The organism is Microbacterium sp. NPDC077391 (assembly GCF_040686955.1).
Lineage (GTDB): Bacteria > Actinomycetota > Actinomycetes > Actinomycetales > Microbacteriaceae > Microbacterium > Microbacterium commune.
On record NZ_JBFBMI010000003.1, the window covers coordinates 34,767 to 58,024 of the forward strand.

At 66.6% G+C, this 23,258-nt stretch carries 21 protein-coding genes and 2 tRNA genes; 9 read left to right on the forward strand and 14 right to left on the reverse strand.

Features of this window, described 5'->3' with window-relative positions; translation table 11 throughout:
• Positions 1-8: 8 nt before the first annotated feature.
• Together AB0O65_RS08370 and AB0O65_RS08375 are read left to right on the forward strand one after the other, a co-directional pair.
• Entirely contained in the window at positions 9-221 is a 213-nt protein-coding gene (locus AB0O65_RS08370) for a hypothetical protein (protein ID WP_363384088.1), read from the forward strand.
• Positions 222-433: 212 nt separating this feature from the next.
• Positions 434-1,972: a hypothetical protein gene (locus AB0O65_RS08375; protein ID WP_363384090.1), complete on the forward strand. Its 1,539-nt coding sequence runs from the start codon at positions 434-436 to the stop codon at positions 1,970-1,972.
• 106 nt (positions 1,973-2,078) lie between these two features.
• Here AB0O65_RS08375 and AB0O65_RS08380 read toward each other — a convergent pair whose 3' ends face one another.
• The 3 genes from AB0O65_RS08380 to AB0O65_RS08390 form a co-directional block, all read right to left on the reverse strand.
• Entirely contained in the window at positions 2,079-3,887 is a 1,809-nt protein-coding gene (locus AB0O65_RS08380) for a hypothetical protein (RefSeq protein ID WP_363384092.1), read from the reverse strand.
• Between the two features lie 1,318 nt (positions 3,888-5,205).
• A complete protein-coding gene (locus AB0O65_RS08385) occupies positions 5,206-5,655 on the reverse strand; it encodes a DNA polymerase (protein WP_313481105.1) in 450 nt (149 codons plus the stop codon).
• A gap of 376 nt (positions 5,656-6,031) precedes the next feature.
• Positions 6,032-6,104: transfer RNA gene (locus AB0O65_RS08390), tRNA-Ala, on the reverse strand.
• Positions 6,105-6,109: 5 nt separating this feature from the next.
• Here AB0O65_RS08390 and AB0O65_RS08395 point away from each other — a divergent pair.
• Positions 6,110-6,736 (forward strand): DUF3253 domain-containing protein, encoded by a 627-nt coding sequence (locus AB0O65_RS08395; RefSeq protein WP_363384094.1) that lies wholly within the window; start codon positions 6,110-6,112, stop codon positions 6,734-6,736.
• A gap of 49 nt (positions 6,737-6,785) precedes the next feature.
• On the opposite strand, the gene AB0O65_RS08400 is transcribed toward AB0O65_RS08395, so the two are convergent.
• From AB0O65_RS08400 to AB0O65_RS08415, 4 genes are all read right to left on the reverse strand, one after another.
• Positions 6,786-6,859 (reverse strand) — tRNA-Ile (locus tag AB0O65_RS08400).
• A gap of 81 nt (positions 6,860-6,940) precedes the next feature.
• Positions 6,941-7,744 carry a DUF4097 family beta strand repeat-containing protein gene (locus tag AB0O65_RS08405; protein ID WP_191712400.1) on the reverse strand — a complete coding sequence of 268 codons (804 nt, stop codon included), beginning with the start codon at positions 7,742-7,744 and terminating at the stop codon, positions 6,941-6,943.
• Entirely contained in the window at positions 7,741-8,442 is a 702-nt protein-coding gene (locus AB0O65_RS08410; protein ID WP_313481062.1) for a response regulator transcription factor, read from the reverse strand. The genes AB0O65_RS08405 and AB0O65_RS08410 overlap by 4 nt, the downstream gene beginning before the upstream one ends.
• Positions 8,430-9,773 carry a histidine kinase gene (locus tag AB0O65_RS08415; protein WP_363384096.1) on the reverse strand — a complete coding sequence of 448 codons (1,344 nt, stop codon included), beginning with the start codon at positions 9,771-9,773 and terminating at the stop codon, positions 8,430-8,432. Before AB0O65_RS08415 ends, AB0O65_RS08410 begins: the two co-directional genes overlap by 13 nt.
• A 107-nt stretch (positions 9,774-9,880) precedes the next feature.
• Here AB0O65_RS08415 and AB0O65_RS08420 point away from each other — a divergent pair, with 107 nt between their 5' ends.
• Entirely contained in the window at positions 9,881-10,603 is a 723-nt protein-coding gene (locus AB0O65_RS08420; protein ID WP_071641298.1) for a VIT family protein, read from the forward strand.
• 90 nt (positions 10,604-10,693) lie between these two features.
• Here the strand turns inward: AB0O65_RS08420 and AB0O65_RS08425 are convergent, their stop codons facing one another.
• The 7 genes from AB0O65_RS08425 to dnaA all read right to left on the reverse strand — a co-directional run bounded on the left by AB0O65_RS08425 (position 10,694) and on the right by dnaA (position 20,558).
• Positions 10,694-11,098 carry a DUF3566 domain-containing protein gene (locus AB0O65_RS08425; protein ID WP_071641296.1) on the reverse strand — a complete coding sequence of 135 codons (405 nt, stop codon included), beginning with the start codon at positions 11,096-11,098 and terminating at the stop codon, positions 10,694-10,696.
• 20 nt (positions 11,099-11,118) lie between these two features.
• Positions 11,119-13,677, reverse strand: a complete 2,559-nt coding sequence (gene gyrA / locus AB0O65_RS08430; protein ID WP_071641294.1) for a DNA gyrase subunit A — start codon at positions 13,675-13,677, stop codon at positions 11,119-11,121.
• Positions 13,678-13,731: 54 nt separating this feature from the next.
• Positions 13,732-15,780, reverse strand: a complete 2,049-nt coding sequence (gyrB, locus tag AB0O65_RS08435; RefSeq protein WP_313481073.1) for a DNA topoisomerase (ATP-hydrolyzing) subunit B — start codon at positions 15,778-15,780, stop codon at positions 13,732-13,734.
• A gap of 117 nt (positions 15,781-15,897) precedes the next feature.
• A complete protein-coding gene (locus AB0O65_RS08440) occupies positions 15,898-16,383 on the reverse strand; it encodes a DciA family protein (RefSeq protein ID WP_363384099.1) in 486 nt (161 codons plus the stop codon).
• Positions 16,376-17,548 (reverse strand): DNA replication/repair protein RecF, encoded by a 1,173-nt coding sequence (gene recF / locus AB0O65_RS08445; RefSeq protein WP_313481079.1) that lies wholly within the window; start codon positions 17,546-17,548, stop codon positions 16,376-16,378. The genes AB0O65_RS08440 and recF overlap by 8 nt, the downstream gene beginning before the upstream one ends.
• A 55-nt stretch (positions 17,549-17,603) precedes the next feature.
• Positions 17,604-18,746 carry a DNA polymerase III subunit beta gene (gene dnaN / locus AB0O65_RS08450; RefSeq protein ID WP_363384101.1) on the reverse strand — a complete coding sequence of 381 codons (1,143 nt, stop codon included), beginning with the start codon at positions 18,744-18,746 and terminating at the stop codon, positions 17,604-17,606.
• Positions 18,747-19,163: 417 nt separating this feature from the next.
• Positions 19,164-20,558: a chromosomal replication initiator protein DnaA gene (dnaA, locus tag AB0O65_RS08455; RefSeq protein ID WP_071641286.1), complete on the reverse strand. Its 1,395-nt coding sequence runs from the start codon at positions 20,556-20,558 to the stop codon at positions 19,164-19,166.
• A 343-nt stretch (positions 20,559-20,901) separates the two neighbouring features.
• Here dnaA and rpmH point away from each other — a divergent pair, with 343 nt between their 5' ends.
• From rpmH to AB0O65_RS08480, 5 genes are read left to right on the forward strand one after another with little or no spacing between them, the layout of a single operon-like run.
• Positions 20,902-21,039 carry a 50S ribosomal protein L34 gene (gene rpmH, locus AB0O65_RS08460; RefSeq protein ID WP_058724833.1) on the forward strand — a complete coding sequence of 46 codons (138 nt, stop codon included), beginning with the start codon at positions 20,902-20,904 and terminating at the stop codon, positions 21,037-21,039.
• Positions 21,040-21,046: 7 nt separating this feature from the next.
• Positions 21,047-21,397, forward strand: coding sequence for a ribonuclease P protein component (gene rnpA, locus AB0O65_RS08465; RefSeq protein WP_071641284.1), 351 nt, complete (start codon positions 21,047-21,049; stop codon positions 21,395-21,397).
• Positions 21,394-21,744, forward strand: a complete 351-nt coding sequence (gene yidD / locus AB0O65_RS08470; protein ID WP_363384104.1) for a membrane protein insertion efficiency factor YidD — start codon at positions 21,394-21,396, stop codon at positions 21,742-21,744. Before rnpA ends, yidD begins: the two co-directional genes overlap by 4 nt.
• Positions 21,745-21,747: 3 nt before the next feature.
• Positions 21,748-22,758 (forward strand): membrane protein insertase YidC, encoded by a 1,011-nt coding sequence (gene yidC, locus AB0O65_RS08475; RefSeq protein ID WP_313481097.1) that lies wholly within the window; start codon positions 21,748-21,750, stop codon positions 22,756-22,758.
• Positions 22,758-23,243 carry a R3H domain-containing nucleic acid-binding protein gene (locus AB0O65_RS08480; protein ID WP_363384106.1) on the forward strand — a complete coding sequence of 162 codons (486 nt, stop codon included), beginning with the start codon at positions 22,758-22,760 and terminating at the stop codon, positions 23,241-23,243. Before yidC ends, AB0O65_RS08480 begins: the two co-directional genes overlap by 1 nt.
• The last annotated feature ends 15 nt before the right edge of the window (positions 23,244-23,258 follow it).

Here is a 23,258-nt window from a genome sequence, read left to right on the forward strand (position 1 = left end):
GTGTCCGCGTGATCCTCTTCTATCTCGCGCTCAGCGCCGTCATCGGTGTCACGGGCGTCGTCATGGTCCTTGGACAGCAACGTTTCGCGAGGAACGCGTCGCACGTTCCGCAGTTGGCGCGCTACTACTCGAGCCCGCGAGCCGTGACGCTCTGGGGAACGACCCTCGTGCTGGTGTCGGCCGCGTTGGCCACGATCTCTGTCGTGACGCTCTTGGTCTGACTCTGCCAGCAGCACGCGGGTTGGCGAATGTCTGACGAGGACGACATGATATGCCGATGAGACACATCGACTCCCCCGATGGTGCCCGTGAGATCGCGACTGAGATCCTCCGAGAGCGCACGCGACCTCTCGTGCTCATCAGCGCGGCTCCTGACGGCACGTTCTCGTTCGACCCGGACACCGTCGCACACGGGCTGAGCGAGGACGCGGATGTGGCGACCATCTCCACCGGGGAGGCGACCTACGCGCTGGAGAATCTGCTGCCGCCGAAGTGTCACGTGTTTAACGGTGCGGCCCGCTCCTACCCACCCGACTTCGGCGAGGACCCGGACTGGAAGCGATCCCTCCTTCGCTTCCCGGGACGTGACACCGAGGAGCTCATCGAGGATGCGCTGGCGCAGGTGATCGTGCGTCCCGTCGCTGAGCCGGTCCGCCGAGTGTGGACGCGTGCGACGGTGGAGCGGCTGTCCGGCTCTGCCACCGGGAACGTCGCGCGTCTCGCCGACGGGCAACGGGTGATCGTCGTGTCCGATGCGCTCCCCTCCTCCGTCACGCTCGCGGACGGTCTCGTGGAAGGAGGGCCCGTCGAAGGATGGCTGACGGGGATGGATCTTGCCCCGGAGCCGGAACAGGTGGACCTCTCGCGGTTCACGGAGGGGACGGTGACTCTGGCGCGTGTGGTGAAGGTGACCGACCTGCGGGCGAACCTCGTCCTTCATCCGCTGGCGCCCGAGCTGGCGCTGCGCCGCCGCGCGGTGGTTCCCGGGGTCGATGACGGCGCCAACAAGGACGTGAAGGTGAGCGACGTTCTCCGCGTCGGCCAGACCGTCCGGGTTCGCGTCGTGGCAGACAAGGGCGGTATCGGGCTCACGCTCATCGGAGCCAATGACGACCTGTCGTTCGTGCCTCCGCTGCCCATTCTTCGCGGCGGTTCGCCGTGGCTCCGAGAAGGGGTTCACGGTGCGGCCGAAGTGCCCGAAGCAGTGCCCGTCGAAGGCGCTGCAGAGCACACGGCGCCCACACAGAGCGCTGCGCCCACCTCGGCCGCCGGCGAGTCGCTGGCAGACGCAGCAGTGACCCGGGAGCTCGCTCTGGTTCGTGAGGAGCTTGCAGGGCTTAAGGATGCGTTCCTGAGGCTCGGACGAGAGGTTCGAGCGGGCACGGACCTGGAGACACTCGACCAGCTCCGCGACGAGAACGCGAGCCTGTCCAGCGAGCTGCACCGTGCGCGGGTGACGCAGCGTGAGCAGGTGAGCGCGATGGCTCGCCTCCGGCAAGAGGCACGTGATGCTCGCAGCTCTGCACCCGAGCCGCAGGTATCCGGGACACGCACGGATCGCTCGGTGTGGCCGAACGAAGAGTCCTGGTTCCGCCACGAGGTGGTAGCCACCTGGGCCGCGCGGACAGGAGCGTCAGACAAGCGGGAATACCCGCTCACGGACTACGTCATCGGCCCCCGATTCCTCGCCAGCGTTCGCGAGCTCGGCGACGCCTACACGGAGAAAGTCTTCCGCGGCACCGTGGACGCGCTCACGGGGCGCGCAGCCGAGATCACCGGACGGCAACTGCACCGGCTTCGCGAAGGGCAAGGCGGCAGCGATCCGTACGTGACTCGTCACGATGGCGCCATCTGCTGGCGCCTGTCTCTCGAGGTCAACGTCGCCTCCGCACGCCGCCTGCACTACTGGCAGGTGCCGGGTGGAAGCATCGAGCTCAGCCGCGTCGTCCTTCACGACGACATGGAACCGTAGGCAGCGACAGCGCTGGCACCGCACCCAGGCCAGTGCATCTCGCCGCCCGTGTGCGCATTCACAAGCCGTTCCGGCCGCGTCACTCTGACACGTGGTGTGCTGGCGGTCACGTGCGCGCGAAGGCGAGCACGGTATCGAGCCGAGACAAGTCGGCTTCGGTGAGTACGAGCAGGGGGATGCCGTACTTCGCTGCGAGTTCGTTCTTGCGCGCCATCTTGGCGGCATACTCCCTCTTGCTCATCAACCCTGCCGCTTCGACGAACGTGCCGTCTGGCAGCAGCCAGTCCGCTCGTGAACCGTTCGGGTTCAGGTCAGGGTCGTACGGGTACGGCGGCTCGACGTCGTGCGGGATCTTTGCAGACCACAGGTAGTCATCGACGAACCGCTCGAACGCCGACCGGCACTCGTGGCCATCTGCGGCGACACTGATATAGCCGCGCGACGGCCGCCACCCTTCACCGAGAACTCCGGCTTTCGCCAGCCACGCCACCCATCCGCGCTCGGTCGGCGCAGGGAGCACCTGCTGCAGGAGAATCAGGGTGACCGGGTCGATGGCTTCATCAGCGAAGAGTGCGGGGAGCATCGACTGTGAGATGACTCGACCGGCGTAACGGATGACCTCGCTTACGGCTGCGGTCGCGCCAGCTTCGAGCGCGGGCGACCGTGACCCCGCGACACCGTCGGGAAGGATCCGAACGCACAGATGACAGACCGCAGCGGTTCGCAGCTGGGCGACATGTCCGGCGGCGAGTTTCGAGGGGGTGAACGTCCGCCCACACAGGGCGCAGTCCTGCGGTACCAGAGAGGTCGGCACGAGCCAGTCGAGGTCGTCTATCGCGGCAACGACGGCGGCGACCACGGCAGTGAAGCGCCATTCCTCCGCGTTCGTTTCATCAACTCGCATCCACATCGGCTTCTTGTCGCTGTGGCCGAGCAACCACTGGTGATCGCCCACCTTGTACGGTGTCACGGCTCCCCACCACTCCGGGTGCGAGTCATGCAGGAAGAGGGCGGTCAGCGAGGGCGCGTGGGACGGAGATATCGCCATCGCTCTCTCCCACTGTGCTTCCCAGTTCTCTGGCAGCGACACCTGTGTACGGGACGCGGCGTCACGTAGCATCGCGACGGTTTCGGGCTCGAGCACACCATGCTGGTACGACCAGAACCCTTCCACCGGGTAACCTTCGAGCGCCGGCGACGGGATGAAAGGATCGGCCACCGGCACGGCGAAGATCTCGTCGACGGCGAGCGCGACATCGTCGGGCACACGAGCGGCCGCATCTGGAGTGAGGGTGCGCACCACAGCGCTCTTGCTCTGACCGGTGTCCGGGTATATCGGGCCGTCCAGGACATGACTCCACCCCCACATCTCGGCGTCCCAATCCAGCTTGTCCCGGAGGCGAGCGGGCAGCGCCCTGGTCCCGGCCGATTCGACTGCCATCCCCATGAATGCGAGCACACGTGTGACGTGCGGGATCAGCTCCTTGGACACGACGCACAGGGCTTGAGCGTCGAGGTCGTAGAGTGCCACCCTCGGCGAACTTCGCGGGCTCGGGAACGTCAGCTCGAACACCATGACGTTGCCCCATGCTCCAATCACCGTCGGCTTCATCCGCAGCACACCTTCACCGCCCCGGGGCACATCCAGCGATGGACGAACCTCGAACCCTGCCGCAGTCATTGCCGCGGCAGCCGCCGAGCGATCTTCCTCCCGCTCGACGATGAGCAGATGGTGGGAGATGAGGTACGAGCCGATCTTCTTCCGGCCTCGTCGGACGAGCATGGTCGGCAGCCTCGATTGCGGGCTGTTGTGCGCGGAGATCGCCTCTCCGACAGTCTCGTCAGGAACGAAGGGCGTGGTGAATTCCGGGATCAGTTGGCGCATGGCTGCGTCGCGTGAAGAGGCCGTCGACATGCACCCCAGTATGTCGGAGAGCGGTGACACCGACGCCGGGGTAGACGGACGGCGCCAGCCGCCCCGCGAGCGTGAGCGAGCCCGTGCGCGACATCGCGGCTCGGCGGACGTACAAGGCCGAGAGCCGGGTCAGACGTGCAGCCGTGTGACGGATTGGCGCCGCCGATTCTGAACAGCTGAGCAACCCGAGGCCCATAGTAAGAGAGCTCACTCCCTCCCTCCTCCGTTCCCGCCCTTCACCCATCGGACTTCGTCCTCCGGGTTCGGTTGGTCGGTCATCGGTCGGTCGTTCGCTCGGTCACTTCGTTCCCTTGCGCTTCGCGGCGGTGTGGCGCGTCGTGTGCGTGTTGGCGTGATGTGTCGGGCTGTGGCGTGATGTGCGCTGTGCGGTGGCGCGATGTGGTCGCTGGTGGCGTGATGTGCGTTGTGTCGTGATGTGCGTTGTGTCGTGATGTGCGTTGTGTCGTGACGTGATGTGGTGGCTGGGCGCGGGCTGCGGGGGCGCGGGAACTGGCCGATGTCGTGATGGAGCATTCTGCCCCGTGATGTCACCTGGATGATTGGGATTCGCTGTGCTGTGCATGATGCCGGTGAGCACGTGATGTGTCATGACGGATGCAGGCCCGACGCTCCCCCACGAGAACGTCGCCTGCGGTGTTCGAGCAGGCGCATGAGCTTCGACACGACGGTGACGTCTGCGGCACCAGAGTGAGAAGAACATGCTCCACGCGGTGGCGCGAAACCCGGAACCACAGTGACCGGAACAGACCGCACCGTGAGAAGCAGGAAGCGACGGGACGCCGCGCCGACGCTGGGACTCGCGAACCTGCGAACGAACCCAGCATGGAGGCGCATAGAGGCAGACCGGCGCAGCCTGAATCGAACAGAAGTGCGTGCGGGGACGGGAACAGGGGTGGAGGGGGAGCGGGCGGTGTGGCTCCGCGGGCCTCGGATGGGCGAAAAGCGGCTCGAAAAGACGGTGGATCTGCGAATTTCTGGCGCGCTTTCAGCGGACCGCACGCCTTCGCATAGCCGAAAAGCTCCTCGTCCCCGCGCGGACGCCGAGAGGGCGGCTTCCATACAGGTGCCCACCGCGCACGGGACCATCACCTCAGGCCCCGGGCCGTGTCGGTGTAGCCAGTTGGGCGGACCAAGCCCGCCTAAGTCACCGCCCCACCGCCCGTCGATACGGCCTCACCCACCCACCGTTCGCTGCGCGGTACGCCGCGCGCGCTTTACGGTTCTTCTCCGCTGCTTGTTCTGGTGTCCGCAGGCCGCTCATGCTGCCAGCGCAGCGCTTCCCAATTCGGCACATGATTTAGGCCTTTCTCCAGCGGGTGCCCAGGACGACCGGCGTCACCCGGATGGGAACTCCGCGACATTCCGCGGGCAGATGTTCAGCAAGCACCGTGACCACACGGTCCACGTGTTTCGCCGGCGTTTCGATGACGAGTTCGTCGTGGAGAGGCATCCAGATGTGCACACCCTTCGGCAACGCATTGTGCACCCGCAGCACCGCTGCCTGGAACGTGTCGTACGCGGTGCTCTGGATGATGAGGTTCGGTCGGGCGTGAGCCGAACCGACGACCCCGAGCGGGCGGCCGCTGTCCAGCGTCATCGGACCGATGCCGGTCTGCGCTTTCAGCCAGGCGGCCGCCTTCGAATACGGACGCCACAGGTCGGCTCGAATCGCCTTCGCCTGTTGCGTCGTCACGCCGAGTTGCCGCGCTGTGCGGCCTGCGGCCGCCCCGTACATCGACGCGAGCATCGCCACTTTGAACCTGTTGCGGGTCTCCCTATCCGCCTCGAAGCCGGCGCGGACTGCGGCGTCCAGGTATGGGTCACCCGTCGCGAGGTCGTGTGCGAGTTGCTCATCGCCGCTGAGCCCGTGCGTTCACGGTGCGAGCCCTTAGAGAGCACCTAGATGACCTGCAAGATGCCGTCGAGGGGCTTGATTTCACCGTTGTCGTCGTCGAGCTGGATCCGGATCACGTCGAATTCTGACTTAGGCCACCGCGCGTGAATCGCGCCGCGCGGCAGCCCAGCAGGGTCGGTGTCAGGGCCCTGCTTGAATACTGCGCGAATACAACGCACGCACCGACCTGTCCATATACGAGAAAAGCCCGATTCCTCGGGCTTTTTCGTGGAGCCTAGGAGATTCGAACTCCTGACATCTTGCTTGCAAAGCAAGCGCTCTACCAACTGAGCTAAGGCCCCCCACGGTGCGAGCACCGCGGTCAATAATACATGCCGCCGGGTTCGAGACCGCAATCGCGGCCGGCGGCCAGGGCATCCGCGCGTGTCGGGGGACTGCCGGCACCGAGGTCAAGTCCCTGTCGCTGAGCGTGCGTCGGGCGGATGCTGGCGACATGGATCCGGAGATGACGGCCGACGGTCACCACATCATCGTCGACGGACGGCGGTGGCGGGCGACCGACCCGTCGATCCCCGACTCATTCCGTCAGGAGCTGGTCGACGAGCTCATGTCGGCGCGACGCGCCGTGAAGGCGGGGGAGAGCGACGCCCGACGCCGGGTGAACGATGCGAAGACCGCCCTCGGCGAGAGGGGAGCGCCCTGGTGGGACGAGCGCTCCGGCGCTGACTTCGACGAGCGGATCGCCGCGGCCGTGCGCGCGCTCGTGCGCAAGCGGCAGGGGTCCTCGATCTGCCCGAGTGATGTCGCTCGCACGGTCGGTGCGCACTCGTGGCGATCGATCATGGATGACGTGCGGCGCGTCACCGCTCGGCTCGCGGACGAAGGGCAGGTCATCGTCACCCAGAAGGGTGAGCCGGTGCGCATCGCCGATGCCCGCGGGCCTGTCCGGATCGTGCGCGGTCCTGACCTGTGAACGAACGAAGAAGGCCCCGCCGGAGCGGGGCCTTCTTCGTCGTCTTCGGTGGGGCTACCAGGACTTGAACCTGGGACCTCTTCATTATCAGTGAAGCGCTCTAACCGCCTGAGCTATAGCCCCGTCAACCTCCAAGACTTTACCGGATAATCCTGCGCAAAAGCGAATCGAGACCGGCCAGCGCACCGGCCGGGCGTTTCGACCTCACTCCCCGGTGCCGCCGGGTCGCAGAGTGGCGGACCCGGCCGAGACGCTGCCCGTGATCCGGTGCCTGCTGTCACTGCTCTGATCGAGGCTGCTGTCCAGCGATCCGGCACTCACCTCGCGGCGCAGGTCGTACTCCTGATCGGGCAGGGTGAGATCGAGTGCGCCGGCCGACACCGAGAAGTCGACGCTGTCGGGCACGGTGGTGAGTGCCGATACCACCCGACCCGCGCTGATCCGGTACTGGGCCTGCTCCACGCCCCGCAGCTCCACGTCCGCCCGCCCGGCGTTCAGCTCGATGTCGATGGTGCGAGCATCACCGGTCATCGCGAGCGATCCGGCGTTCACGTCGACCGCGAGATCGGCGAACTCACCCGTGACGTCGAGCTGCCCGGCGTGCAGCGTCAGCTCGGCATCCACGCCCTTCAGATCGAGCGGCAGCACGAGTGTCACCCGCTCGTCGCCGCGCAGCCAGTCCGGACTCCACCAGCCGAACCCGCGATCGGGGCCGCGGACCTCGAGCCGGCCGTCATCGGCTCGCAGGGTCCACCCGCCGGTCGACGCACCCTCGACCCGAAGCTCGGCGTCGTCGACGTCGTCGAACACGATGCGCATGTCCGCCCCGCCCACCTCGACGTCCATCGAGCTCACGCCGCCGACATCCGCGGTCAGCTGCCCCGACTGCGGGCCCATCTGCTGCAAGCCGGTCACGGCTGCGGATGCCGCTGAGCCGAGCAGCACGACTCCGCCGACTGCGGCGATCACCACGGTGATCGCGCCGATGCTCTTCTTCGTGCCGCTCATCGCAGCCCTCCCTGGTCGTTGCGGCCGGCGTCCGCCGAACCGTGGTTCTCGATGTGGGCGAGTGCGGCCAGCACTCGCCGGTTGCCGTCTTCGGGCTCCAGCCCGAGTTTCTGGAAGATCGCGGTGATGTGCTTCTCGACACTCGCTTCGCTGAGGAACAGCATCCCGGCGATCGTGCTGTTCGATCTGCCCTCGGCGATCAGCGCGAGCACTGTGCGCTCCCGCTCGGTCAGTCGCAGCATCCGCTCGTCGCGGTTGCGCCGACTGAGCAGCTGCGCGACCACCTCAGGGTCGAGCACCGTGCCGCCGGCCGCGATCCTCTCGACCGACTCGACGAACTCGGCGACGTCCGCCACCCGATCCTTGAGCAGATAGCCGAGGGCGCCGCCGTGCGTCTGCCCGCTCTGGGCGGCGATGAGATCGCTGGCGTAGCGCTCCTCGACGTACTGCGACAGCACGAGGATGGGCAGCGCGGGCTGAGCGGCTCGGATGGCGAGCGCTGCGCGGATCCCCTCATCGGAGAACGTGGGCGGCAAGCGGACGTCGAGGATCGCCAGGTCGGGCGCGGATGCGGTCACGGCATCCATCAGCCCGGTCGTGTCGGGCAGCGCCGCGACCACCTCGTGTCCGGCATCGTCGAGCAGGCGGACGAGCCCTTCGCGAAGAAGAACCGAGTCCTCGCAGATCAGGATGCGCATGGCACGCTCACCTCCAGGCTGGTCGGACCGCCGGTCGGGCTGTCGAGACGGAAGGTGCCGCCGGCGGCGAGCACCCGGTTGGTGATGCCGTCGAGCCCCCCACCGGGCTGCACCTGCGCGCCTCCCATGCCGTTGTCCTCGACCCGGGCCCACAGTCCGCCGTCGCGGCTGCGCACCACGACGCGGCATTCGCTGGCCCTGGAGTGCTTCGCCGCATTGGTCAGCGATTCGGCGATCGCGAAGTACACGGCGGCCTCGGCGTCGCGGCATGCGGCGCCCGCACCCGTCGCCGACGGGTCGATGCGCACATCGAGGTGCACCGGGATGTGGGATCTGCCGGCCAGGGCCGAGAGCGCGGCGTCGAGGCCGCGATCGTCGAGCACGGAGGTGTGGATGCCCCTGGCGAGCTGTCGCAGTTCGGTGATCGCCGCCTTGGTCGAGGTGTGCGCCTCGTCGATCAGCTCCTTCGCCGCTGCCGGATCGGCCTCGATCTTCTGCTTGGCGAGCCCCAGCGTCATGCCCACCGACACCAGTCGCGGCTGGACGCCGTCGTGCAGGTCGCGTTCGATGCGGGTGCGCTCGAGCTCGGCCGCCCGCACCGCGCCGGCGCGCTGGGCCGTGGTGGTGCGTACCTGGGCGGTGAGCTCGGCCTCGCGATTGGGGATGACGAGCGCGCGACTCAGCACACGATGCAGCAGAGCGAGGGCGATGATCCCCGCGCCGCCGACGATGACTCCGACGATCCCGATCAGCGGGGCCCATTCGACCGCGAGGTAGCTGCCGAACGGCCCGGCGACGCTGCCCTCGGATGACAGCGGTGCGAAGGCGAAGAAGACCGACCACACCATGCCCCAGAACACCCGAAGCACGATCGTGCCGAGGATGCACGCGAGAAGGAAGTGGAGAATCGTGCGCCACATGCGCCCGTCCACCGACTGCCGGGCGAGGGTGCGCAGCCAGCCGCCGAAGCCGGGCCTCGCGCGCTCGCGCCATCGCAGGTCGGGAACGTCGACGCTGTAGAGGCTTCCGACGCGCCGGATCTCGAACCATGCCACGCCGTAGAGCGCGTAGACGACACCGACGAGGAAGAGCAGGCCGACGCCGAAGACGAACAGCAGCGCCAGTCCGACTCCGAGCACCGCGCTCAGCGCGGCGAGTGCTGCCGAGCCGATGGCGCCCAGCGCCGCGAGCTCGAGCACGGTCAGGACGACGCGCAGCGGGGGCCGCGGGGCATCCGCTCTCGGAGGAGCCGCCGGAACTGGCGCCGGTGGGGGCGCGATGTGCGCGGACTCAGGGCGGGGCGGCACCGGGGGAGTCGGGTTCGTGGTCATGACTCAAAGCTACGGTTCCCCTGAGCATCCCGACACGGAGCCAGCCGGAGATCCGGGTTCGGGTTTTCCCTACCCGCCATCCGGACGCGACGTGGTTCACTGACTGCATGAGCGCAACTGAGGCAACGCACGGCGACGAACCGCACACGGGTGGAACAGGTCAGCGACTGAACTGGCTGCGCGCCGGGGTGCTCGGCGCCAACGACGGGATCGTGTCGGTCGCCTCACTCGTCGTCGGCGTCGCCGGCGCGACCACCGACAATTCGGCGCTGCTCGTCGCAGGACTCGCCGGCCTGGTGGGCGGTGCCATCTCGATGGCGCTGGGGGAGTACGTGTCGGTGAGCAGCCAGCGCGACACCGAGCGCGCGCTGATCGAGAAGGAGCGCGAGGAATTGCGCACCATGCCGGAGGAGGAGCTGGCCGAGCTCGCCGGGCTGTATCGGCAGCGCGGGCTCAGCGAGCAGACCGCGCAGCAGGTGGCGATCGAGCTCACCGAGCACGACGCCCTCTCCGCTCACCTCGAAGTCGAGCTCGGCATCGACCAGCACGATCTGGTGAACCCGTGGCACGCGGCGCTCTCATCGGCGATCTCGTTCACGATCGGAGCGCTGCTTCCGCTCCTGGCCATCCTGCTGCCGCCGCCCGCGTGGCGGGTGCCCGTCACCTTCGCGGCCGTGCTTCTCGCCCTGGCCGCCACCGGCCTGATCTCCGCGCGGGTGGGCGGTGCGTCGGCGACGCGGGCATCCGTGCGACTCGTCATCGGCGGCGCGGTCGCCCTGCTCGTCACCTGGCTGATCGGCACCCTGCTCGGGACCACCGGCGTGGTGTGATCGCGCGAGTGCGACCGCTCGGGAGGGGAGAGCCCTAGATGGAAAAAGACCCCCGGCCACGACGGGCCGGGGGTCCTCTTTGCGGAAAGATCAGTTCGACATGAACCCGACGAGCAGTCCGCCGGTGACCTTCACCGCCAGGTTGTAGATACCGGCGATGACCGCGCCGAGCACCGTGAACACGATCAGATTCAGGATCGAGACGACCGCGCCGAAGGCCATGATCTGAGGGAGCCCGATGAGGCTCGACAGATCGATGGCTCCGTCGGTGAGGGTGCCGAGGATCTTGCCGACCTGCGCGATGACGTTCGTCGCCTGCAGCACGAGGTAGACGAGGAAGAACGACACCATGGTCACGATCGCCAGCGCCACCGCTCCGAGGAACGACAGCTTCACGGCCGACCAGAAGTCGACGTAGACCAGACGCAGGCGCACCTGCTTGCCCCCGGTCTTGCGCGTGGACTTCTTCGCCAGCTTGTCAGCGACTGTACTCATCTATCGGTGCTCTCTTCGGATCAGGCTTCGGGGGTGTCAGCGGGTGACGTGGCGGGCTCGGAGACCTCGATCTCGCCGAGAGACTCGTCGTCTTCCTCTATACCGCGCTCGCTGTTGCGGGCCACGGCGAGGATGCGATCGTCACCGGTCATGCGGGCGAACACGACTCCCATCGTGTCCCGACCCTTCGCCGGCACCTCGGCCACGGCAGAGCGTACCACCTTGCCGCTGGAGAGAACCACCAAGACCTCGTCGTCCTCCGAGACGATGAGCCCACCCGCGAGAACACCTCGTTCGTCGCTCAGCTTCGCGACCTTGATGCCCGTTCCGCCGCGCTTCTGCACCTTGTACTCGGAGACCGACGTGCGCTTCGCGTACCCCCCGTCGGTGACGGTGAACACGAACGAGTCGTCGTGGACGACGGATGCCGAGAGCAGGCTGTCGTGGTCGTCCTTGAACTTCATGCCGCGCACGCCCTCGGTGGCACGGCCCATCGGACGCAGCGCCTCGTCGGTGGCGTGGAAGCGCACCGACATGCCCTTCGCGCTGATGAGCAGGATGTCGTCATCGGAGTTGACCAGCTCGGCGCTGACCAGCTCGTCGGTCTCGCGCAGCCGGATGGCGATGACGCCGCCCTGCCGGTTGGTGTCGTAGTCGCCGAGGCGGGTCTTCTTCACCAGACCGCTGCGAGTGGCGAGCACCAGGTAGTCCTTCGCCTGGTAGTCGCTGATGGCGAGCACCTGCGCGATCTTCTCGTCGGGCTGCAGGGCGAGCAGGTTCGCGACGTGCTGCCCCTTCGCGTCACGGCCGGCCTCGGGCACCTCGTAGGTCTTGGTGCGGTAGACGCGACCCTTGTCGGTGAAGAACAGCAGCCAGTGGTGGGTCGTGGTGACGAAGAAGTGCTCGACGAGGTCGTCGGCGCGCAGCTGCGCGCCCTTCACGCCCTTGCCACCGCGATGCTGCGAGCGGTAGTTGTCGCTGCGCGTGCGCTTGATGTATCCCTCGCGGGTGACGGTGACGACCATCTCCTCGACGGGGATGAGGTCCTCCATCGACATGTCGCCGTCGAACCCGTGCAGGATGTGCGTGCGGCGCTCGTCGCCGAAGCGGTCGACGATCTCGGTGAGCTCGCGGCGCACGATGTCGCGCTGACGAGATTCGGTCGCGATGATCTCCTTGTAGTCGGCGATCTTCGCCTCGAGCTCGGTGGCCTCGTCGATGATCTTCTGGCGCTCGAGGGCGGCGAGGCGGCGCAGCTGCATCTGCAGGATCGCCTCGGCCTGGTCGTCGTCGATGTCGAGCAGCCTCTTCAGGCCCTCGCGCGCTTCGTCGACGGTGGGGGAGCGGCGGATCAGGGCGATGACCTCGTCGAGCGCGTCGAGCGCCTTGAGGTAGCCCTGCAGGATGTGCATGCGCGCCTGCGCCTTGCGAAGCCGAAAGGCGGTGCGGCGGACGATGACGTCGAGCTGGTGGTCGAGCCAGTGCGTGATGAACCCGTCGAGACCGAGCGTGCGCGGCACGCCGTCGACGATCGCGAGCATGTTCGCGCCGAAGTTCTCCTGCAGCTGGGTGTGCTTGTAGAGGTTGTTCAGCACGACCTTCGCGACCGCGTCGCGCTTGAGCACGATGACGAGGCGCTGACCCGTGCGGTCGGAGGACTCGTCGCGGATGTCGGCGATGCCGGTGATCTTGCCGTCACGGGCCAGGTCGCCGATCTTCACCGCGAGGTTGTCGGGGTTGACCTGGTACGGCAGCTCGGTGATGACGAGGCAGGTGCGGCCCTGGATCTCCTCGACCTCGACGATCGCGCGCATGGTGATCGAGCCGCGGCCGGTGCGGTACGCCTCGTGGATGCCCTTGGTGCCGAGGATCTGCGCGCCCGTCGGGAAGTCGGGGCCGGGGACGCGCTGGATGAGCCCCTCGAGCAGCTCCTCGCGGGGGAGCTGCGGGTTCTCGAGCGCCCACAGCGCGGCAGCCGCCACCTCGCGCAGGTTGTGCGGCGGGATGTTCGTCGCCATGCCGACCGCGATGCCGATCGAGCCGTTGACGAGCAGGTTCGGGAACCGCGCCGGCAGGACGTCGGGCTCCTGGGTCTGGCCGTCGTAGTTCGGCGAGAAGTCGACCGTGTCCTCTTCGATGTCGCGCACCATCTCGAGCGCGAGGGGGGCCATCTTCGTCTCGGTGTAGCGCGGAGCGGCGGCGCCCATGTTGCCGGGGGAGCCGAAGTTTCCCTGACCGAGCGCGAGCGGGTAGCGCAGCGACCACGGCTGCACGAGACGCACGAGGGTGTCGTAGATCGCCGTGTCACCGTGCGGGTGGTACTGACCCATGACCTCGCCGACGACGCGCGCGCACTTCGAGAACGACTTGTCGGGGCGGAATCCACCGTCGTACATGCCGTACAGCACGCGGCGGTGCACGGGCTTGAGGCCGTCGCGCACGTCGGGCAGCGCACGACCGACGATGACCGCCATCGCGTAGTCGAGGTACGACCGCTGCATCTCGGACTGCAGGTCGACCTGGTTGATGCGGCCGTGCTCGTGGCCCGCGGTGATGTCGGGGCGTTCTTCGTCAGTCATGTGTGTTCTTTCAATACCGGTCGTTGAGCGAGCGCAGCGAGACGAAACGCGCTATCAGATGTCGAGGAAGCGGACGTCCTTGGCGTTGCGCTGGATGAAGGTGCGCCGCGACTCGACGTCCTCGCCCATCAGCACGCTGAAGATCTCGTCCGCCGCGGCGGCGTCGTCGATGGTGATCTGGCGGAGGGTGCGCGTGGTGTGATCCATCGTCGTCTCCCACAGCTCCTTGGCGTTCATCTCGCCCAGACCCTTGTAGCGCTGCACACCGGCATCCTTCGGCAGGCGCTTGCCGTTCTCGGCGCCGTGCGCGAGCAGCGCATCGCGCTCGGCATCGGAGTACACGTACTCGTGCGGAGCGTTCGACCACTTCAGGCGGTACAGGGGGGGCATCGCGAGATACACGAAACCGGCTTCGATGAGTCCGCGCATGTAGCGGAACAGCAGCGTGAGCAGCAGGGTCGTGATGTGCTGACCGTCGACATCGGCATCCGCCATCAGCACGATCTTGTGATAGCGGGCCTTCTCGATGTCGAAGTCCTCGCCGATCCCGGTGCCGAAGGCCTGGATCATCGCCTGGACCTCGCGGTTGCCGAGCGCCTTGTCGAGCCGCGCGCGCTCGACGTTGAGGATCTTGCCGCGCAGCGCCAGGATCGCCTGGGTGTGCGGATCGCGTCCCTGCACAGCCGAGCCGCCTGCCGAGTCGCCCTCGACGAGGAAGATCTCGCTGATCGAGGGGTCCTTGCTCGTGCAGTCCTTCAGCTTGTCGGGCATCGCGGCCGACTCGAACACGCTCTTCCGGCGAGCGGTCTCGCGGGCCTTGCGTGCGGCCAGACGCGCGGTCGCGGCATCGATCGCCTTGCGGATGACGTTCTTCGCCTGCTGCGGGTTGCGGTCGAACCAGTCGCCGAGCTGGTCGTTCACGATCTTCTGCGTGAACGCCTTCGCCTCGGTGTTGCCGAGCTTGGTCTTGGTCTGGCCCTCGAACTGCGGCTCGCCCAGCTTGATCGAGATCACCGCGGTGAGGCCCTCGCGGACGTCGTCTCCGGAGAGGTTCTCGTCCTTCTCCTTGAGCAGGTTGTTCGCACGGGCGTAGCGGTTGACGAGGCTGGTCAGCGCGGCGCGGAAGCCCTCTTCGTGCGTGCCGCCCTCGTGGGTGTTGATCGTGTTGGCGTAGGTGAACACGTTCTCGGTGTACGACGTGGTCCACTGCATCGCGAGCTCGAGCGAGATCTTGCGCTCGGTGTCCTCGGACTCGAAGGCGATGATCTCCTCGTTGACGACCTCGGCCTTGCGCACCTTGTTGAGGTACTCGACGTAGTCGACCAGGCCGCGCTCGTACAGGAACACCTCGCCGGGCTGACGGGTGACCACGGTGCCGTCGACCTCGTCTTCGACGGCAGATGCCGGACGCTCGTCGCGCAGAGCGATCCGCAGTCCCTTGTTCAGGAACGCCATCTGCTGGAACCGGGTGCGCAGCGTGTCGTAGTCGAAGTCGACCGTCTCGGTGAAGATCGCGGGGTCCGGCCAGAAGGTGATGGTCGTGCCGGTCTGGTCGGTCGCCTCGCCCTTCTCCAGCTTCTGCTGCGGAACCCCGCCCTCGGCGAAACGGTGCCGCCAGACGAAGCCCTTCTGTCTGACCTCGACATCGAATCGCGTGGAGAGCGCGTTGACCACCGACGAACCCACGCCGTGCAGACCACCCGAGACGGCGTACGCGCCGCCGCCGAACTTTCCACCGGCGTGCAGGATCGTGAGCACGACCTCGACCGTCGACTTGTCGGGATCGGAGGAGTGCGGATCGACCGGGATGCCTCGGCCGTTGTCGACCACGCGCACCGCGCCGTCTTCGAGGATGGTGACCTCGATGTTGTCGGCATGGCCGGCCAGGGCCTCGTCGACCGAGTTGTCGACGATCTCGTACACCAGGTGATGCAGACCGCGCGGGCCGGTGGAGCCGATGTACATGCCAGGGCGTTTGCGGACGGCCTCGAGCCCCTCGAGGATCTGGATCTGGTCGGCCCCGTAGTCGCCGGAGACCTTCGCGGAACTGTTCTCGATCGGTGCGCTCGTCGAAGCGTCGTCGGCGTTGTCTTCAGGCGTCATCAGAAATGGTTCTCCACATCGAAAGTACTCCCTCATTCTAACGGGTTCCGCAGGTCGAAATGCGCCTCAAACGCCGTGTGATCGCTTCTGAGCGCGTGAAGGTGCGGGCGTGGTGTCCTACCCGTAGGTGTCGCGTGGACCCCGTCCGGGCACAACCCGCGGACCCCACTTCCACGACGGGACGTCCGGACCGATGAACCGGATGTTCTGCACGCCGGCGTCCGGATACCGATTTCCGATCTCGGTCATGATGACTGTCCGCATGAACTGCAGGTTCTTCGCCCACGCCGTCGAATCGCACTTCACGGTGAGCACCCCGCGCTCGAGCGAAACAGGTTCGGAGTGCTTCGCCGTGTCGGCGCCGGCGAGCTCGGCCCACTGTCTGACCAGGTCCTCGGCGGCGAGGGTCTTCTCCCACCCCGAATCCTTCGTCAGCTTCGCCAGCACATCACCGAGGGTGCCGGGATCGCGCCCCTTGGTGAACGGGGCGTGGTCGTCGTCGACCTCGATGCGCTTCTTGCGCTTCCAGTTCTTCGCGCTCGGCTTGAGTCCGCGCAGACGCAGGTAGGTCGCGATCGTCTCGGGAGGCTGCGGATCAGGCATCCGGATCCCCCCGATCGTCGCTGATCGTGCCGGCGCTGATCCGCACGACATGGCGGTGCAGCGGCTCGGGGATGTCCGCCTCGACCGCCGCGGTGACGATGACCTGCTCGTATCCGGCCGTCAGCATCGCCAGACGCTGTCGCCGGTCGGCGTCGAGCTCGGCGAACACGTCGTCGAGGATGAGCACCGGGTCGCCGGCCGGCGACTCGGTGCGCAGCAGCTCGGCGGATGCCAGTCGCAGGGCCAGCGCGACCGACCAGGATTCACCGTGCGACGCGTACCCCTTCACCGGCAGGTCGCGCACCCGCAGGATCAGGTCGTCACGGTGCGGACCGACGAGGGTCAGACCGCGTTCGATCTCCTTGGCCCGCTTGGCCTGCAGCGCCGACCGGAACTGCTCGGCGATCTCGCCGCGGGGATCGACGTCCGCATCGCCCGCGTCATCGGATCCCTCCTCCGGATCCGCGCCGCGCACCGACAGCGCCCAGTCGAGCTGCGGTCGATGGTCGGCGCCCGCGATCGCCGTGTAGGCGTCGGTCACCGGCCCCTGCAGGTCGGCGGCGAGCTGCAGCCGGGCATGGATGATCTCCGACCCCAGGGCCACGAGCTTGTCGTCCCACACGTCGAGGGTCGACAGTCCCTCTCCGCGCACTCCTCGGGCGCGCGCCGACTTCAGCAGCGCCGTGCGCTGACGGAGCACCCGTTCGTAGTCGGCGATCACACCTGCCATGCGAGGCGTGCGCTGGATGAGCATCTGATCGGCGAATCTGCGGCGCGACGACGGGTCGCCTCTGACGATCTGGAGGTCTTCCGGAGCGAAGAGGACCACGTGCGCATAGCGGGGGAGCTCGTTGATCTTCGAGGGGGAGCCGTTGATGCGCGCCCTGTTCGATCCCTGCCGGTTCAGCTGCACCTCGACGAGCACCTTGCGCTCACCGTGCGCCAGACGTGCCCGGATGACGGCGAAGTCCTTCGTGTCCCTCACCAGGGGCGCGTCCGAGGACACCCGGTGCGAGCCCAGCGTGGCGAGGAAGACGATCGCCTCGGCGAGGTTCGTCTTTCCCTGGCCGTTGCTGCCCACCAGCACGTTCGGACCGCGGTGGAGGGCCAGCTCGGCGGTCGCGTAGTTGCGGAAATCGACCAGGTTCAGGTGCTCCACAATCACCGCTTCAGCCTACCTTCGGGCCCCGACATCGACCCCGGAGAGCCGATGCCCGCGATCACCGCAGCAGCAGGTTCGGCTGCAGCAGGTACTTGAACGAGTCCAGACCAGCCTGATCCACCGACGTCTGGCTGGTGATCAGCACCGGGCTGAGCTTGTTCGCGTTGTCGTTCGAGGTGAAGGTCACGCGGGTGAACTCGCTCTTGACCGCGCCGAGCGCCTCGAGCAGGTACTGCGGGTTCAGACCGAGGGTCACCTCGTCGCCCCCGTTGAGGTGCGCATCGACGGACTCGGATGCCCGCGCCTGCTCGCTGCCCGAGGCATCCATCGTCACGCCGTCGGGACCGAAGGTGAATCGCAGGGGCGCCGAGCGGTCGAGCACCAGCGCGACACGTCGGACGGCCTCGATCAGCTCCGCCGTGTTGACGACCGCGTAGTGATCCGTCTGCTCGGGGAACAGCCGGCGCACGGGCGGGAAATTGCCCTTGATCAGCAGCGAAGTGACGGTCTTGTTGCCGGCGGTGAAGGCGATGATCTCGCGGTCTCCGGCTCCCGAGAAGGCGACCGAGATGGTGCCGGCGTGCGCGAACGTCTTGCCGACCTCGGTCAGCGTGCGCGCCGGAACGAGGGCGGACTGCTCGGCGACCTCACCGTCCCAGGGCACGTCGCGCAGCGACACCCGGTAGCGGTCGGTGGCGACCAGGCTGAGGTTGTGATCCGCGACCTCGAGCTGCACACCCGTGAGCACCGGGGTGACATCGTCGCGGGACGCGGCGAACGCGACCTGCGCGATCGCGGTCGCGAACTCCTCGGCGGGAACGACACCGGTGGAACCCGTGACCTCGGGGATCGAGGGATATTCCTCGACAGGCATGGAAGCGAGGGTGAAGCGGGCGGATCCGCACGTGACGGCCACACCGCCGTCTTCCTCGACGGCGATCTCGATCGGGGCGTTGGGCAGGCGGCTGGCGATGTCCGAGAGCAGCCGGCCGTGCACGAGGATCGTGCCGGGTTCGTCGACGGTCGCCTCGATCGTCGTGCGGGCGGATGCCTCGTAGTCGAATGCCGACAGGGTCAGTCCGTCACCGGCGGCCTCGATGAGCACGCCGGCGAGGATCGGCTGCGGATTGCGCTGCGGAAGCAGCTTGACGACGAAGGACACAGCCTCGCTGAACACATCGCGGTTGACCTGGAACCTCACGGGCGCTCCCTCGTTGCCTCGGCTCGCTGCAGTGGACGCACTGCAGGCGATCCCATGCTAGCCGCAGGTGGCGAGCCCTCCACCACCGGGATCGGGTCGACGACGTCCGTTCGTCCACATCCGTCTGGTCATCGGATGAGCCCTGTCCTGATGGATTTCTCTTAACGGTGTTAACAACTGTGGATTCTGTGGATAACTCGGTGGATATCAGCCGAGAGTAGGAAACTACATGCGTGTCACATGTGGAATCCCTGAGGAATCCGCGGGATACCGGGGTGTGGGGCATTCGGTCGACAACGTCGGTTATCCACAGGCAGGGGATGGCGAAGGCATCCGAAGGCCGAAGTTTCCACAAGTTATCCACAGGGCCTGCGGAGAACCGTCGCGATTTGCCTCGCGATCAGGCGTGTCGCAGCCTCAGCGGCGACTGATCTGAGTGGTGATCTCGGTGACCTGGTTGTACAGCGATCGACGCTGCTTCATCAGCTCGCTGATCTTCTTGCACGCGTACATCACCGTCGTGTGATCGCGGTTGCCGAAGAGCTGGCCGATCTTCGGAAGAGACAGACTCGTGCGCTCCCGGCACAGGTACATGGCGATCTGCCGGGCGGTCGCGATCTGCTGCGAGCGGCTGGATCCGTACAGGTCATCGACCGTGAGCTTGAAGTACGCCGCCGTGGCCGTGATGATGTCGGTCGGCGAGATGATGTTGTCTTCAGTGGTGTCGACGATGTCGCGCAGGACGGTCTGTGCCAGGGAGATGTCGAGCATCGAGCGGTTCAGGCTCGCGAACGCCGAGACCCGGATGAGGGCCCCCTCGAGTTCGCGGATGTTCGACGACACGACGGTGGCGATGTACTCGAGCACCTCGTCGGGGATGTGCAGCGACTCGCTCTGCGCCTTCTTGCGGAGGATTGCGATGCGCGTCTCGAGATCGGGCGCCTGCACATCGGTGATCAGGCCCCACTCGAAGCGGCTGCGCATGCGGTCTTCGAAGCCGGTGAGCAGCTTCGGAGCCACGTCGCTGGTGATCACGACCTGCTTGTTGTGATCGTGCAGCTGGTTGAAGGTGTGGAAGAACGCCTCCTGCGTCTCGGCGCGACCCTGCAGGAACTGGATGTCGTCGATGAGCAGGATGTCGACCTCGCGGTAGCGGCTCTGGAAAGCCGCACCCCGGTTGTTGGCGATCGAGTTGATGAAGTCGTTGGTGAACTCCTCGCTCGAGACGTACCGCACCTTCACCCCGGCGTAGAGCGACTGGGCGTAATCGCCGATCGCGTGCAGCAGGTGCGTCTTGCCCAGGCCCGAGTCGCCGTAGATGAACAGCGGGTTGTACGCCTTGGCCGGGGCCTCCGCGACAGCGACCGCCGCAGCGTGCGCGAAGCGGTTGGACTGCCCGATCACGAAATTGTCGAAGGTGTACTTCGGGTTCAGCCGCGATTCGTGGCGGAGAGGGGCCGGCTGCTGCTCGATCGGCGACTCAACCCGAGCCGGCTCGGCGATCGGGAAGTCGGAGACGGCGATCGGGGCGGTCGGCTGGTCGACGAGCTCGTGGTTCACGACCGTTCGATACGAGGCGACCTCGTCGCCGATCGCCGCGAGCGCCTCCATCATGGGCACCCGCAGCCGCTTGTTGATCTGCGCCGCGGTGAGGTCGTTCGGGACGTCGAGGTACAGCACTCCGCCCATGACCCCGGCAGGCACGACGAGACTCAGAAACCCGTGCAGCTGCGGGCTGACGCGATCGTCGTCAGCGAGACGCTCGAGCAGGGTCGACCAGATCGGCACATCGGGATGGGCGGCAGAGGTCATGGTGCTCCGGGCGAAGTTGTGGAAAACGCGCCGTCAAGCGTGATCTTCCCCTGTGGATAACGTCGGATGCCACGGTAGTCACCGGTGCGGTTAACAGCAAGCCGTCCCCGGAAAGACGCGGGTGTGTCGCGTGCGGGCGAGATGTCCACAGTTGTGGATAATGGGTGTGCGCAACTCACCGTCGACTGCCTGATCACTCGGGGTGCTCGCCTGTCGCATCCGTGGGCGGATTTGCCCTGCGTCGCGGCAGGTCGTACCCTTAATCGGTTGACTTATGCCATTTAGGCAGTACCCCCCGTCCCCGGTTGCTGAGACCCGGTGACACCATTCCCGGAGTGATTCCATGAGCAAGCGCACTTTCCAGCCCAACAACCGTCGTCGCGCCAAGAAGCACGGCTTCCGTGCCCGCATGCGCACCCGCGCCGGCCGCGCCATCCTGGCGGCCCGCCGCGCGAAGGGCCGCACCGAGCTCTCGGCCTGACAGCTCAGTGCTCGCCCGGCCGAATCGACTCACCCGCGGCGTCGACTACCGACAGGTGGTCCGCCGGGGAACACGATGCGGCGGGTCGCGCCTGATCACTTCCGTGCTTCGCGGCGCGGACGATCGGGCTCCCCGGTTCGGGTTCATCATCAGCAGGCAGGTAGGAACCGCTGTGGTTCGAAATACCGTTCGCCGACGCCTGAAGGCGGTGTGCGCGGAGTTCGTCGACATGGTTCCTGAGGGCACGGATGTCGTCATCCGTGCCCTTCCTGCATCCGCTGACGCGGATTTCGCCTCCCTCCGCACCGACGTCGAGCGCTGCCTGCGCCGCGTGCTGGTCGGATCGGCACGGACATGAGCGCGCTGCCGTCCTATGCATTCGGAACGGCGCGGTTTCGGGCATCCGATCTGGTCCGGGGCGTGCTTCTCGTTCCGCGCAACCTCGTTCTCGCGCTGCTCTCCCTCTACCGCGCGGTGATCTCCCCGCTCTACGGGGACGTGTGCAGGTATTACCCGTCCTGTTCCGCGTACGCTGTAGGAGCGGTTCAGCAGAACGGCGCCCTGTGGGGAGCAGTGCTCTCGGCATGGCGCGTGCTGCGTTGCAATCCGTGGAGCGCGGGTGGCGTCGACGACGTCAAGCCCCACGCTCACTTCCGATACGACCTGACCCAGCGAGGGTTCGTCGTACCTGCTCGAAAGGACTGAACAGTGGACTTCCTGGGAATCATCCTGTGGCCGCTGAAATGGGCTGTTGAGCTCATCCTCGTCGCCTGGCACTGGCTGTTCACGGCGATAGGAATGGCGCCGGCGGAAGGCCTGACGTGGGTTCTGTCCATCATCGGCCTGGTCATCGTCGTGCGCGCTGCCGTCTTCCCGCTGTTCGTGAAGCAGATCAAGAGCCAGCGCAAGATGATGGAAATCGCGCCTGAGCTGCGGAAAGTTCAGGAGAAGTACCGCGGCAAGAAGGATCAGCTCTCTCGCGAGGCGATGAGCCGCGAGACGATGGCGCTGTACAAGAGGCACGGAACGACGCCGATGTCGAGCTGCCTCCCGCTGCTCGTCCAGATGCCGATCTTCTTCGCACTGTTCAGCGTGCTCAACGACGTGCAGAAGATCCGCGTCAACCCCGATTTCAGCGGTGTCGGGCTGCTGAACAACGAGCTCACTCAAGAGTTCTACGACGCGAAGCTGTTCGGCACGGTGTCGCTGCACGACACGCTCGGAGCCGCAGTAGACGCCCAGAACGTCACGGCTATCGTGCTGCTCGCGACGCTCGTCGTGCTGATGATCGGCTCGCAGTTCTACACCCAGCTGCAGATCATCTCGAAGAACCTGTCGCCGGAGGCCAAGACCGGCCAGGCGTACCAGATGCAGAAGATCATGCTCTACATCCTGCCCCTGGGCTTCATCTTCTCGGGTGTCTTCTTCCCGCTCGGTGTCGTCGTCTACTGGTTCATCTCCAACCTGTGGACCATGGGCCAGCAGTTCCTCGTCATCCGCGAGATGCCGACTCCGGGCTCCGAGGCGGCGAAGGCGCGCGAAGAGCGCCTGGCGCGCAAGGGCAAGGCGATCAACGCCCAGGGAAAGGTCGTCCCGATCGCGGTGTACGAGGCAGAGCAGCAGCAGAAGCTCGAGGAGATCGAGAAGGCGAAGGCGGTCGCACCCAAGCGTGAGCAGCCGATGGGCAAGAAGCGAGCGAAGAAGAAGGGCTCGAACTGATGACCGATGATGTGAAGACCGCTCCGTCGGTCGAAGAGCTCGAGCATGAGGGCGATGTCGCCGCGGACTTCCTCGAGGAGCTGCTCGACATCGCTGACATCGACGGCGATCTGAATCTCGATGTCCGCCAGGGGCGCGCGTACGTCTCGGTGGAGGCGGAAGGAGACGGACTCGCGGTGCTGTCGCAGCCCGACACCGTTCAGGCCCTGCAGGAGCTGACCCGTCTGGCGGTGCAGAGCAAGACGGGTGCGTTCTCACGACTGATCCTCGACGTCGGCGGCTCCCGCGACACTCGTCGGCGCCAGCTGGAGCAGTTGGTGGATGCTGCGGTCGCCAAGCTCGATGCAGGTGCCACCCAGGCATCCCTGCCCGCGATGTCGAGCTACGAGCGCAAGCTCGTGCATGACATCGTGTCGGAGCGCGGCCTCACCTCCGAGTCGTATGGCGACGGTGCCGATCGTCACACCGTGATCTCTCGCGGCTGACGGTTCACGTGAAAC

Excerpts from the sequence above, each read along its gene's own strand:
- yidD (WP_363384104.1), top strand. The coding sequence starts at position 21,394 with ATGAGCGCGCTGCCGTCCTATGCATTCGGAACGGCGCGGTTTCGGGCA.
- gyrB (WP_313481073.1), bottom strand. The coding sequence starts at position 15,780 with ATGACGCCTGAAGACAACGCCGACGACGCTTCGACGAGCGCACCGATC.
- AB0O65_RS08480 (WP_363384106.1), top strand. The coding sequence starts at position 22,758 with ATGACCGATGATGTGAAGACCGCTCCGTCGGTCGAAGAGCTCGAGCAT.
- AB0O65_RS08415 (WP_363384096.1), bottom strand. The coding sequence starts at position 9,773 with ATGACCACGAACCCGACTCCCCCGGTGCCGCCCCGCCCTGAGTCCGCG.
- AB0O65_RS08405 (WP_191712400.1), bottom strand. The coding sequence starts at position 7,744 with ATGAGCGGCACGAAGAAGAGCATCGGCGCGATCACCGTGGTGATCGCC.
- AB0O65_RS08420 (WP_071641298.1), top strand. The coding sequence starts at position 9,881 with ATGAGCGCAACTGAGGCAACGCACGGCGACGAACCGCACACGGGTGGA.
- AB0O65_RS08440 (WP_363384099.1), bottom strand. The coding sequence starts at position 16,383 with ATGCCTGATCCGCAGCCTCCCGAGACGATCGCGACCTACCTGCGTCTG.
- AB0O65_RS08410 (WP_313481062.1), bottom strand. The coding sequence starts at position 8,442 with ATGCGCATCCTGATCTGCGAGGACTCGGTTCTTCTTCGCGAAGGGCTC.
- AB0O65_RS08380 (WP_363384092.1), bottom strand. The coding sequence starts at position 3,887 with ATGTCGACGGCCTCTTCACGCGACGCAGCCATGCGCCAACTGATCCCG.
- AB0O65_RS08385 (WP_313481105.1), bottom strand. The coding sequence starts at position 5,655 with ATGCTCGCGTCGATGTACGGGGCGGCCGCAGGCCGCACAGCGCGGCAA.
- dnaA (WP_071641286.1), bottom strand. The coding sequence starts at position 20,558 with ATGACCTCTGCCGCCCATCCCGATGTGCCGATCTGGTCGACCCTGCTC.
- rpmH (WP_058724833.1), top strand. The coding sequence starts at position 20,902 with ATGAGCAAGCGCACTTTCCAGCCCAACAACCGTCGTCGCGCCAAGAAG.
- AB0O65_RS08425 (WP_071641296.1), bottom strand. The coding sequence starts at position 11,098 with ATGAGTACAGTCGCTGACAAGCTGGCGAAGAAGTCCACGCGCAAGACC.
- gyrA (WP_071641294.1), bottom strand. The coding sequence starts at position 13,677 with ATGACTGACGAAGAACGCCCCGACATCACCGCGGGCCACGAGCACGGC.